This window comes from Janthinobacterium sp. 1_2014MBL_MicDiv, assembly GCF_001865675.1.
In the GTDB taxonomy this organism is placed as follows: domain Bacteria; phylum Pseudomonadota; class Gammaproteobacteria; order Burkholderiales; family Burkholderiaceae_D; genus Janthinobacterium.
Genome location: NZ_CP011319.1, coordinates 2948653 through 2960131, shown reverse-complemented (window position 1 = coordinate 2960131; position 11479 = coordinate 2948653). Strand labels below are relative to the sequence as shown.

The window sequence follows — 11479 nt, the reverse complement described above, 5'->3', positions numbered from 1 at the left end:
GAAAGGACAAGCATGGCCAAGCAGAAATTACTCGTCATCGAAGACGACCCCGGCCTGCAAAAGCAGCTGCACTGGAGTTTCGATGCCTACGAGGTGTTGCTGGCGGGCGAGCGCGAGGCGGCGCTGGCGCTGGTGCGGCGCCACCAGCCGGCCGTCGTGACGATGGACCTGGGCTTGCCGCCCGACCCCGACGGCGCCACGGAAGGGCTGGCCACCTTGCAGCTGATCCTCGCGCTGGCGCCGGACACGAAGGTCATCGTCCTCTCGGGCAACCAGGAACGCGCGCATGCCTTGAAAGCCATCGCCCTGGGCGCCTACGATTTCCACCAGAAACCGTTCGACGCCGACATGCTGGGCCTCGTCATCGCCCGCGCCTTTTATCTGCACGCGATGCAGCAGGAAAACCGCCGCATGCTGCAAACCCAGGCGGACTCGCCATTGGCCGGCATCGTCAGCCGCGATCCCGGCATGCTGAAACTGTGCCGCAGCGTGGAAAAAGTGGCGCCTTCGTCGGCCAGCGTGATGCTGCTGGGCGACTCGGGCAGCGGCAAGGAACTGGTGGCGCGCGGCTTGCACGCGCTGTCCAGCCGCCACGCGCAGCGCTTCGTCGCCATCAATTGCGCGGCCATCCCCGAAAACCTGCTGGAAAGCGAGCTGTTCGGCTATGAACGGGGCGCGTTTACGGGCGCGGCGCGGCAAACCCTGGGCAAGATCGAACTGGCCCACGGCGGCACCTTCTTTCTCGACGAGATAGGCGACATGCCGATGGCGCTGCAGGCGAAGCTGCTGCGTTTTTTGCAGGAACGGGTCATCGAGCGCGTGGGCGGACGGGGCGAGATCGCCGTCGACGTGCGCATCGTCTGCGCCACGCACCAGGATCTGAAGGTGCTGGCCGAGCAGGGGCGTTTTCGCGAAGACCTGTTTTACCGGCTCAGCGAAATCGTGCTGCGCATCCCGCCCCTGCGCGAGCGGGCCGGCGACGCGGCCTTGCTGGCCCACCATTTCAAGAACAAGTTCTGCGCCAGCGAAGGCCGCAGCAACCTGCATTTCAGCGCCGGCGCGCTGCAGCTGATCGAAGCGTATGGCTGGCCCGGCAATGTGCGCGAAGTGGAGAATTGCATCAAGCGCGCCGTCATCATGAGCGACGGGCCGCAGATCGCGGCCGACGACCTGGGCTTGCCTGCCAGCGCCCAGGCCGCGCCCGTGGACGACGCCATCAACCTGCGCCAGGCCCGCGAAGCGGCCGAATACAAGGTGATGGTGCGCGCGCTGGCCCGCGCCGACGGCAATATCGCCAAGGCGGCCGAACTGCTGGGCGTGAGCCGGCCCACCCTGTATGACTTGATGGGGCACCACGGCATCAGGTAGGCCGCTGTATTGATATGGATTAAATATCAAGATTGTGTATGGCGTCGCACATACGCTGGCGCCGCCTCGGCGCATCCTAGCCTCATCCACAACGAGGAGGCGCCATGAACGCGATCAGTTTATTGATGAAGGACCACAAGGCCGTCAAGGCCCTGTTTGCCCAATATGAAGGCTTGAGCGACCGCTCCTTTGCCACCAAGAAAAAGCTGGCCGACCAGATCTGCCAGGAATTGACCGTGCACACGCAGCTGGAAGAGGAAATCTTTTATCCGGCCGTGCGCCGGCCCATCCACGATGGCGACTTGATGGATGAAGCCGTCGTCGAGCACGCGAGCGCCAAGGAACTGATCGCGCAGATCGAAGCGATGGACCCGGCCGACGACCTGTACGACGCCAAGGTCAAGGTCCTGTCCGAGCAGATCGAACACCACGTCAAGGAAGAAGAGGGCGACATGTTCCCCAAGGTGCGCCATACGGGCGTCGACCTCGATGCGCTGGGCGAGGAAATGGCCGCGCGCAAGCTACAGCTGACGGGCGCCGCCGCCTGACCGCCCCATACAACAACTGACAACAACTGACCAAGGGAGAACTTCATGCAAGCTACGCAACTGTCCGTCTCGGACATCAACCAACCGGGCGTTTCCTGGGGCGCCGTACTGGCGGGCGCGGCCGCGGCGGCCGCCTTGTCCTTCATCCTGCTGATCCTCGGCGTGGGCCTGGGCCTGTCGTCCGTGTCGCCATGGTCGTTCAACGCGACGGCCATCGGCGTGTCGACCATCGCCTGGCTGGCCTTCATGCAACTGGCCGCATCCGGCATCGGCGGCTACATGGCGGGCCGGCTGCGCGTGAAATGGAGTGCTATCCACACGGATGAGGTGCATTTCCGCGACACGGCGCATGGCTTGCTGGCCTGGGCCGTGGCCACGCTGGTCACGGTGGCCGTGCTGGCCGGCGGCACGCGCGCCGTGCTGAGCGGCGCCATTGACGCGGGCAGCGGCGTGGCCGCGGCTGTGGCACCGGCAGCCGCCGCGGGCGCCGGGGCGGCGGGTGCCAAGGCGGGCGAGGGCGGCGGCGCCAATCCGCTCGATTACTTCTCGGACATGCTGCTGCGCGCCGCGCCGGCGCCGGCCGCCGCCAATGGCACGGCGGGCATGCCCGCCGCACCGGTGGCCGATGCGGGCGTCACCATCGCCGACCAGCGCGTGGAAATCGGCAAGATCTTCGCCACCGGCCTGTCCACGGGCAGCCTGGCCGCCGATGACCGCGCCTACCTGGGCCAGCTCGTCGCCAATCGCACGGGCCTGACCCAGGCCGAAGCGGAAGCGCGCGTCGACGCCGTCTACGGCCGCGCCGCCAAGGCCGCCGCCGATGCCAAGGCTGCCGCGCAGCAAGCGGCCGACACGGCGCGCAAGGCCGGTGCCCATACGGCCCTGTGGATGTTCGTGGCCCTGTTGCTGGGCGCCTTCGTTGCGAGCCTGGCGGCAACCTTCGGCGGCCGCCAGCGCGACCATGAGCGCGTGCTGCGCCACGTCACCATCTGAACCCCCACATATCTATAAAGGAGTCTGCCATGCGTTCCATCCTGTTGCTGTTGCTCGGTATTCCACTGCCCATCGTCATCCTGATCGCCCTGTTCGTGCATTAAGAAGTTGACGCAAGTAACGGCGCCCGCCGCAAGCCGGGCGCCGTTTGTGTTGAAGCGGGTCCATGTGTAAGATGGCGCGATCCTTCCACCGAGACTCTCCATGAATGCGACCGCCATCCGTCCCTTGCTGAAAACCGCCGCCATCGCCGCCTTTGCCTGCACCGTGCTGGCCTCATGCTCCACCCTGATCGGCCCGCGCGACGTGAACGTGTCGCTCAGCAAGATGCAGCAAGGGCTGGAGCGCCGCTTTCCCATCGACAAGCGCGTGCTGTCCGTGCTGGACGTCAAGCTGACGCAGCCGCAGCTGTCGCTGCAGCCCGAACGCGACAGAGTGGCCCTCAGCGTGGACGCCAGCGTGATGCCGCCCTTCATCCGCCAGACCTGGCGCGGCAAGCTGGCCATGTCGGGCCGCCTCGTGCTCGACGCCCAGCGCAACGCCGTCTACCTGAGCGAAGCGAGCGTGGATACGGTGAATATCGATGGCATGGATGCGTCGCAGCAGCGCCAGTTCGCCAAGGTGGCCAGCCTGGTAGCCGACCAGCTCATGCATGAAACGCCGATCTACACCTTCAAGCCGGACGAGCTGCGCTATGCAGGCGTGCAATTCGTGCCGACGCAGATCAGGACCACGGGCAACGGGCTGACGGTGACGTTCGAGCCGGTGAAATAGGGCGCGGGAACACGTGCCGGCGGCGCCAGGGCCGGCTCTGCGTCAGGCGCTGGAGTCAGGGAAACAGCCGGGTTGTCGTGTTATTGCGCGGCGTCGCATCCTCGTGGAACAGGTCGGCCAGATATTCGCCCAGCGCATCGGCCTGGATATCATCGGGAATAATGAAATCGGCGGGCCGGCGCTTGCCTTCCGCGCCGAGATAGCATGCGCGCCAGGCGCCCGGACTCCCCCTGACGGCAATCAGCGTGCCAAACACATTGAATCGACATTCCTGCATGAAAATACTCCCAGTTATTGGATGGATTGCCGCCCGCTTGCCTGGCACCGGCTGTGCCGATTATACAAAGCATGGCGTAGCGCCCCGGCACGGCGATTCCTGGGCGGGGGCTGTTGCCTTGGCGATGGGCGGACTATAATCTTGCGTCGCATGCCTGGAGACAGCATGCGACGCAAGATGAAGTCAGACCATAATTATTAAAGGAATCTTCGTGAAACGTTCGCTTATCAGCGCCGCCTGCTGCGCCTTGTTCGCCTTATCTTCGCCCTCGCTGTACGCCCAGCAGGGTGCCGCCGCGCCAGTTTCCGGCATCGACCTGAAAACCCTGGACCCGGCCGTCAGCCCGAAAGATGATTTTTACGGCTACGTCAATGGCGTGTGGACGCGCAATACGGAAATCCCGGCCGACAAATCCGTCTGGGGCACGTATATCGAATTGCGCGAAATCGCGCAAGGCCAGCTGCGCGGCCTGATCGCCGACACCTTGAAGCACCCCGGCAAGCCCGGCAGCGATGCGCACAAGATCGCCGACCTGTACACGAGTTTCATGAACGACAAGGCGCGCAATGCGGCCGGCTTCAAGCCCTTGAAGGCCGAACTGGCCCGCGTCGCCGCGCTCAAGGACAAGCAGGACTTGCCGGCGCTGTTTGCCTACCTGCAAGGCAATGGCATCGCCACGCCGTTCTCGGCCTATGTTGCGCCCGATGCGCAGGATCCCGAGCAATACACGATCAATATCAGCCAGTCGGGCCTGGGCTTGCCTGACCGCGACTATTACCTGAAGGACGACGACGCCAAGCTCAAGGCCGTGCGCGAGAAATACCTGAAGCATATCGAAGCCATGCTGGCCATGAGCGGCGACAAGGCCGCCGCCGCCCATGCGGGCCAGATCCTCGACATCGAGACGCGCCTGGCGGCCGTGCAGTGGACGCGCGTGCAGATGCGCGACCCCGTGAAATCGTACAACCGCGTCGGTTTCGACAAATTCGCGGCGCTGGCGCCGGCCTTCGACTGGAACGCCTACTTTGCGGCTGCCGGCCTGGCGAAAAAGGAAAGCTCGGCCGTGGTGCGCCAGCCCAGCTTCATCACAGGTTTTTCCGAGACGGTGGCCGCCGTGCCGCTGGACGCCTGGAAGAGCTATTTCAACTGGCGCATCATCGAAAGCTATGCCTCCTACCTGGATAGCGCCAGCGTCAAGGAACGCTTCGGCTTCGAAGGCACGGTGCTGCGCGGCGTGCCGCAAAGCGAACCGCAGTGGCAGCTGGCGCTGCGTTTCACGGATGGCGCCATCAGCGACGCCATCGGCAAGCGCTATGTGGAGATGTATCTGCCGCCGGAAACCCGGCCCCGCGTGATGGCCATGTTCGACAATTTCGTCGCCTCGTTCAAGGATGGCATCGAGCAGCTCGACTGGATGGGTCCGGAAACCAAGAAGGAAGCCCAGCTCAAGCTGGCCGCCCTGAAGCCGAAGATCGCCTATCCCGATAAATGGCGCGATTACAGCGCCATGCGGACGCAGCCGAATGACCTGATCGCCAACGTGCGCGCGTCGCGCGCGTGGAGCCGCCAGCAAAACGTCGACAAGCTGGGCAAGCCGGTCGACCGCGACGAATGGTCGATGACGCCGCAAACCGTCAACGCCAGCTACAGCCCGTCGCTCAACGCCATCACGATCCCGGCCGCCATCCTGCAGCCGCCATTCTTCAACGTGAAAGCGGAAGATGCCGTCAATTACGGCTTGCTGGGCATCACGTTTGGCCATGAGATCAGCCATGCCTTCGACGATTCGGGCAGCCAGTACGACGCCAGGGGCCGTTTGCGCAACTGGTGGACGGCAGAGGACCGTGCCGCCTTCAAGGCGCTGGCCGCCGGCCTCGTCAAGCAATATGGCGCCTACAGCCCCGTGCCGGGCTACCACATCAACGGCGAGCTGACCCTGGGCGAGAACATCGGCGACAATTCCGGCCTGTCGATCACCTACAAGGCCTACCAGCGTTCGCTCGGCGGCAAGCCGTCGCCCGTGCTCGATGGCTTGACGGGCGAACAGCGCCTGTACATCGGCTTTGCGCAGAAGTGGCGCGCCAAGCTGCGCCCGGAGGCGGCGATCGCCCAGATCAAGAGCGACCCCCATTCGCCGGGCGAATTCCGCGCCAAGGGCACGGTGAAAAACCAGCCCGGCTTCTACGAGGCGTTCGACATCAAGCCGGGCGACCCGATGTATCTGCCGCCCGAGCAGCGCGTGATCATGTGGTAAGGAAGTAGGGCGGCCAGGCATGCCCTGGCTGGCAACAGCCATGCCGGGGATTATTCCTTGGCGTGGTTCAGCGTGTACCTGGGCAGCTCCACCGTCAGGTCTTCCTGGTTCAGGCGCGCCTGGCAGGACAGGCGCGAGTGGGGCTGCAAGCCCCAGGCCTGGTCGAGCATGTCTTCCTCGTTGTCGCCCAGTGCATTGAGCGAGTCGAAACCCTGCACCACGACCACGTGGCAGGTGGAACAGGCGCCGACCTGTCCGCAGGCATGTTCCATGTCAATTTTGTTCAATAGCAATGCATCGCAAATGCTCATCTTCTCGGGCGCGTCGAAGACGGCGCCGTCAGGAGCCAGCTCGGGATGGGGCAGGACGGTGATTCTGGGCATACGGGATTCTCCTTGAGTCGCTTGAATACCGTCACCTTGGACCTTCCCGCACCGGCAAGGTCAAGCCCCTTTCTGATCAGCGCGACGCCAGCTTGCGCACGAAATCGCTGGTTTTGCCATCCCACAGGCATTTCCGGCAGTGGCCCGCCTCGAACTCGTGCTCGCACCGCGGATAGCCATACAGCGCATGCGCGCAGGCGGGACACAGGCTGGCCATGGCCGAGGCTGCGCCACGGTAGGCGCTGCCGCATTCGTCGCAGGTCGTCACAGCTTCGATGCCGGGTGCTCCGCCAGCGGGACGAACTGGCCCGTAGCCTCGTCGAGCGCGTCCAGCGAACCGTTTTCGATGTCATACACCCAGCCATGCAGGGTCAGGCGCTTTTGCGTGATGCCCAGGGCCACCGAGGGGTGGGTGCGGATATTATTGAGTTGCGCCACCACATTGGCGCGCACCATGCCATCGATGCGGTCCTGTTCCGTTGCATGCTCGATGGATTCATTGATCATGCGCGCCGCATCCGAGTGCCGCAGCCAGTTCTTGACGGCCGGCATGTGATCGAGGCAGGTGCAGGTGGCGATGGCTTTCATGGCGCCGCAGTCGGAATGGCCGCAAATGACGATGTCGGTCACGTTCAGGGCCGCCACGGCAAATTCGACGGACGCGCTCACGCCTCCCGGTTCGGGGCCGAACGAGGGCACGATGTTGCCCGCGTTGCGGATCACGAACAGTTCGCCCGGTTCCCGCTGCGTCACCAGTTCGGGCACCATCCTGCTGTCGGAGCAGGAAATGAACAATGCCTTCGGCGTCTGTCCCGTTGCCAGTGTCTTGAACAACTCTCGGCGTTCGGGAAAGACTTCCTTCTGGAATCGTAAAAATCCGGCAATGATGTCGCGCATAAATAGAAGGGGAAAGTGGTGTAAGCCGATATTATCGCCGATTTGCCGGCGCCGATGCAGGCGCCGCCGTCAAACCGGGCTTGCATGGCCGGCGATGCGGCTTGCGATATGCTCAAGCAGGCGCAGGAAGACGCGGCTGTCGCACGCGTTGTTCATTCTGTTGCTCAGGACGACGCCGCTGGCGACGGCTGCCACGGCGTTCCTGGCCGACGCGCACGCTGCCAGCAATGGCGCCCGATCTAGCCCGGGCAGCGCCGCGTCGATGGCGTCGCGCGTGAAATCGAAGGCGTCGAAGCCGCAGCAGCCGGCCACGCAATGGCTTTCCAGGCGGTCGATCAGCGGCCCCAGCCCCGCGAGGTGGGCATCGATGTCCACGGCCTGGCCATAGCGTGCTTCGATACTGATGTGTTCGATCCATTCATCATCGTCGATCTGGAGATCGTACTGGCGGTCGCGTTCGGTCATTTTCTAGTCTCGCTTTCAAGGTGCTGATTCCGGACAGGTGCACGGCACTGTAACGCATGGGGCGGCGATAGCGATGCACAATAAAAAAACCGCCCGAAGGCGGTTTTGATCAAAGCAGCCATGCCGCAACTAGATAAAGTAAATCAGCGCGATGATGCCCACGACCAGCGCCACGCGGGTGACCTGGTAAGCCGTCTTGTTCCACGCCTTGAAGCGGCGGCGGTACTGGCCCATGGTCCAGGAAATCTGGAACAGCTTGCTGACGCCGCCGACCTGGTCGCCCAGTTCGTTGGGCGAGGCGGCGGCCGTCATCAGGGTGCGGCCCAGCCAGCGGTTCAGCCCTTGCGCCCAGCGGTAGCGCATCGGGCGTTCGATGTCGCAGAACAGGATGATGCGGTCGCTGTCGGCATCGTTGCGGGCCCAGTGGATATACGTTTCATCGAACATCACGGCCTGGCCGTCGCGCCAGCTGTGGCGTTCGCCATCGACGTCGATGAAGCAGCGGTCGTCGTTCGGCGTCTGCAAGCCCAGGTGGTAGCGCAGCGAGCCGGCGAACGGGTCGCGGTGCGGGTTGAGCTTGCCGCCCTGCGGCAGTTCCGCGAACATGGCGGCCTTGATCGAGGGGATCGATTGCAGCAGCGCATAGGTTTGCGGACACATCTGCTGCGCCGACGGGTGGTTGGCGTCATACCATTTCAGGTAGAAGCGCTTCCAGCCATACTTGAAGAAGGAGTTGAAGCCCACGTCGTTGTTCTTTTCGGCCGCCTTGATCTTTTTCATTTCCTGCATGCGCAGCGCTTCATCGCGGATGATTTGCCAGTTCTGCTGCAGCGGCGCCAGTTCCGGAAATTGCTCGACGGACAGGTATGGCGTGGCCGGCACCTTGGAAAAGGTGTGCATGAACAGGTTCAGCGGCGCCATGAACGAGGAGTGATCGAAGATCTGGCGGCGAAACGGCAGGCGCACCTTGCCACGAAAATGAATATGTAAAACGGAAAACACAAAAATGCCCAGCAAGGCCCACTTCATACACAACCTCGTTTTTTAAGAATGGGGCAATTATAACCAGTTAATGACATCGCCACCCCGCACCCAGGTGAAGGAATCATGAAGCGGCGCGCGCGCCGTCGCTGCCCTACAATAGCTTCATTTCATCACTGAAGGAATAACAATGGAAATCTGGCACGCAGCGCTCGACCTGGCCTCCCTCAACGCGGCCAGCGAAGGCACGGCCATGCGCCACCTGGGCATCGTCTTCACGGCCTTCGGCCCCGACTGGATCGAGGCGACCATGCCCGTCGACCACCGCACCATGCAGCCGTTCAAGCTGCTGCATGGCGGCGCTTCCGTGCTGCTGGCCGAAACCCTGGGCAGCATGGCCGCGAATGCCTGCCTCGACGGGCGCCGGCAGGTGAGCGTGGGACAGGAAATCAACGCCAACCACGTGCGCGGCGTGCGCGGCGGCCAGGTGACGGGGCGCGCCACGCCCATCCACCGGGGGCGCACGAGCCAGGTCTGGGAAATCCGCATCGTCGACGATGACGGCAAACTGTGCTGCATCTCGCGCATCACCATGGCCGTCATCGACGCCCCTGGCGCGGGCTGATATTGTCGTTATTGACATGCGTCAAGGCACTAAAAGTGAACGCGTGGAATTATAAATAACGCTGTTCGCTTATAATTCAGTGCGCTTATGTGCCGCGCGGGGTGGCCCGCGTGCGTACACATTGCCCGAAATAGAAGCTGACTGCCCAAAAAACGCCAGTTAGATACCCATCCTGCGCCATGCAGGAAAGGCAACACGACGGCGAACAGGCATTACCGGTTCTAGCGGAACCGGCAACATTCAACTTTTAACAGGGCATTCACAACAATGAAGTCATTCAATCGCTTGACGATAGGCGCACGCCTGAGCGCGGGCTTTGCCGCGCTGGTCATCCTGATGCTGGTGCTGGCCGCCTTCGCGCTGCTGCGCATCGGCGCCATCGCCGACGCCATGGACGCGCAGGAAAGAGTCCAGCAAGAAAAACTCGAACCGCTGTACGTGGCGCGCGAAGCGCTCGACCAGACGGGCCTGGCGGCGCGCAACGCGTATATCTTCCACGACCAGGCGGCCGCCGAGAAAGAGCTGGCCATCCTCGACAGCCAGAAGGCGCTGTACCTGGAAGCGCTGGCCACGCTGGCGCCGAAATTCGCCGGCGATGCGCAGTTCGAGAAAGTCAGCGCCGGCTTGAAAACCATGGCGCAGGAACTGCAGCGTCCGCGCAAGTTCCGCGCGGCGGGGCAGATGGAGCAGTACGGCACCTTCCTCGTCGAGGAGTGCAGCCCCCTGCGGCGCCAGATCGTGGCCGACATCGATGCCGTCCTGAAAAGCGTGCAGCGCGAATCGGAGCAGGCCAGCGCGGCCGCGCGCGCCATCTATGGCCAGTCGCTGCGCTGGATCGGCGTGCTGGCCGCGCTCAGCGTGCTCATCTGCATTGCGGTGGCCACCGTCATCACGCGCGGCCTGCTGCGCCAGCTGGGCGGCGAACCGGCGTATGCGGCCGCCATCGCCGGGCGCATCGCCCTGGGCGAGCTGGCCATCGACGTGCACACGCGCCACGGCGACGACAGCAGCCTGCTGTTTGCGATCAAGACCATGCGCGACAACCTGGCCGCCATCGTCGGCAAGGTGCGCCACGGCACGGAAAGCATCGCCACGGCCTCGACCGAGATCGCCTCGGGCAACCGCGACCTGTCGCAGCGCACGGAGCAGCAGGCCGGTTCGCTGGAAGAAGTGGCGTCGTCGATGGAAGAACTGATTTCCACCGTGCGCCAGAATGCAGACAATGCGCAGCAGGCGAACCGCCTGGCGCGCGACGCCTCCACCGTGTCGGAACAGGGCGGCAAGGCCGTGGCCGAAGTGGTGCACACGATGGGCCTGATCAATGCCTCGTCGAACAAGATCGTCGACATCATCGGCGTCATCGACAGCATCGCCTTCCAGACGAATATCCTGGCGCTGAACGCGGCCGTGGAAGCGGCGCGCGCGGGCGAGCAGGGGCGCGGCTTCGCCGTCGTCGCCACCGAGGTGCGCAACCTGGCGCAACGCTCGAGCGCCGCGGCGCGCGAAATCAAGGTGCTGATCGACGATTCCGTCAGCAAGGTGGGCACGGGCACCCTGCTCGTCGAGCAGGCGGGCGCCACCATGCACGAGGTGGTGGCCGGCATCGGCAGGGTCAGCGGCATCATGGCCGAGATCAGCCACGCCACGCAGGAGCAGGGCGCCGGCATCGAGCAGGTCAACCGCGCCATCGTCGACATGGACAGGGTGACCCAGCAAAACGCTGCCCTGGTGGAGCAGGCGGCCGCCGCCGCGCAGGAATTGCAGCAGCAGGCGGCGCAGCTGGAGCAGGAAGTGGGCATCTTCAAGCTGGCCAAGGCGGCCAACGGCCCCTTGCGCCTGACCGCCTGACGTCCCGCCGTGCAGTGGCGCGGCGCGCCAAGCGCCATATTCCGCGCTACAATGAGAGCTGGATCA

At 64.0% G+C, this 11479-nt stretch carries 13 protein-coding genes; 7 read left to right on the top strand and 6 right to left on the bottom strand.

Translation table 11 applies throughout. The features are described from left to right. Positions 1-12 precede the first annotated feature (12 nt). From prsR to YQ44_RS12945, 4 genes are all read left to right on the top strand, one after another. Positions 13-1368 (top strand): PEP-CTERM-box response regulator transcription factor, encoded by a 1356-nt coding sequence (gene prsR / locus YQ44_RS12960; RefSeq protein WP_071323733.1) that lies wholly within the window; start codon positions 13-15, stop codon positions 1366-1368. 104 nt (positions 1369-1472) lie between these two features. Then, complete coding sequence (locus tag YQ44_RS12955) at positions 1473-1916, top strand: hemerythrin domain-containing protein (protein ID WP_071323732.1); 444 nt, start codon at positions 1473-1475, stop codon at positions 1914-1916. Between the two features lie 45 nt (positions 1917-1961). Next, positions 1962-2909, top strand: coding sequence for a hypothetical protein (locus YQ44_RS12950; RefSeq protein WP_071323731.1), 948 nt, complete (start codon positions 1962-1964; stop codon positions 2907-2909). Between the two features lie 204 nt (positions 2910-3113). Next, the gene (locus tag YQ44_RS12945; RefSeq protein ID WP_071323730.1) at positions 3114-3683 is read left to right on the top strand and encodes a DUF1439 domain-containing protein; all 570 of its coding nucleotides are present in this window, start codon (positions 3114-3116) and stop codon (positions 3681-3683) included. A gap of 55 nt (positions 3684-3738) precedes the next feature. On the opposite strand, the gene YQ44_RS12940 is transcribed toward YQ44_RS12945, so the two are convergent. Continuing rightward, positions 3739-3960: a DUF7661 family protein gene (locus YQ44_RS12940; RefSeq protein ID WP_071323729.1), complete on the bottom strand. Its 222-nt coding sequence runs from the start codon at positions 3958-3960 to the stop codon at positions 3739-3741. 211 nt (positions 3961-4171) lie between these two features. Here YQ44_RS12940 and YQ44_RS12935 point away from each other — a divergent pair, with 211 nt between their 5' ends. After that, the gene (locus YQ44_RS12935) at positions 4172-6214 is read left to right on the top strand and encodes a M13 family metallopeptidase (protein ID WP_071323728.1); all 2043 of its coding nucleotides are present in this window, start codon (positions 4172-4174) and stop codon (positions 6212-6214) included. A 50-nt stretch (positions 6215-6264) separates the two neighbouring features. Here the strand turns inward: YQ44_RS12935 and fdx are convergent, their stop codons facing one another. The 5 genes from fdx to lpxO form a co-directional block, all read right to left on the bottom strand. Continuing rightward, entirely contained in the window at positions 6265-6597 is a 333-nt protein-coding gene (fdx, locus tag YQ44_RS12930) for an ISC system 2Fe-2S type ferredoxin (RefSeq protein WP_071323727.1), read from the bottom strand. Positions 6598-6673: 76 nt separating this feature from the next. Beyond that, on the bottom strand, positions 6674-6865 hold the full coding sequence (locus tag YQ44_RS12925; RefSeq protein WP_198043925.1) for a hypothetical protein: 192 nt from the start codon (positions 6863-6865) through the stop codon (positions 6674-6676). After that, positions 6862-7494, bottom strand: coding sequence for a carbonic anhydrase (locus YQ44_RS12920; RefSeq protein ID WP_071323725.1), 633 nt, complete (start codon positions 7492-7494; stop codon positions 6862-6864). The genes YQ44_RS12925 and YQ44_RS12920 overlap by 4 nt, the downstream gene beginning before the upstream one ends. A gap of 69 nt (positions 7495-7563) precedes the next feature. Then, entirely contained in the window at positions 7564-7959 is a 396-nt protein-coding gene (locus tag YQ44_RS12915; RefSeq protein ID WP_071323724.1) for a DUF6331 family protein, read from the bottom strand. A 129-nt stretch (positions 7960-8088) separates the two neighbouring features. After that, on the bottom strand, positions 8089-8988 hold the full coding sequence (lpxO, locus tag YQ44_RS12910; protein ID WP_046685160.1) for a lipid A hydroxylase LpxO: 900 nt from the start codon (positions 8986-8988) through the stop codon (positions 8089-8091). A 142-nt stretch (positions 8989-9130) separates the two neighbouring features. Between lpxO and YQ44_RS12905 the strand changes: the two genes are divergently transcribed. Then, complete coding sequence (locus YQ44_RS12905; RefSeq protein WP_071323723.1) at positions 9131-9565, top strand: hotdog fold thioesterase; 435 nt, start codon at positions 9131-9133, stop codon at positions 9563-9565. Between the two features lie 267 nt (positions 9566-9832). Next, on the top strand, positions 9833-11413 hold the full coding sequence (locus YQ44_RS12900) for a methyl-accepting chemotaxis protein (RefSeq protein WP_071323722.1): 1581 nt from the start codon (positions 9833-9835) through the stop codon (positions 11411-11413). The last annotated feature ends 66 nt before the right edge of the window (positions 11414-11479 follow it).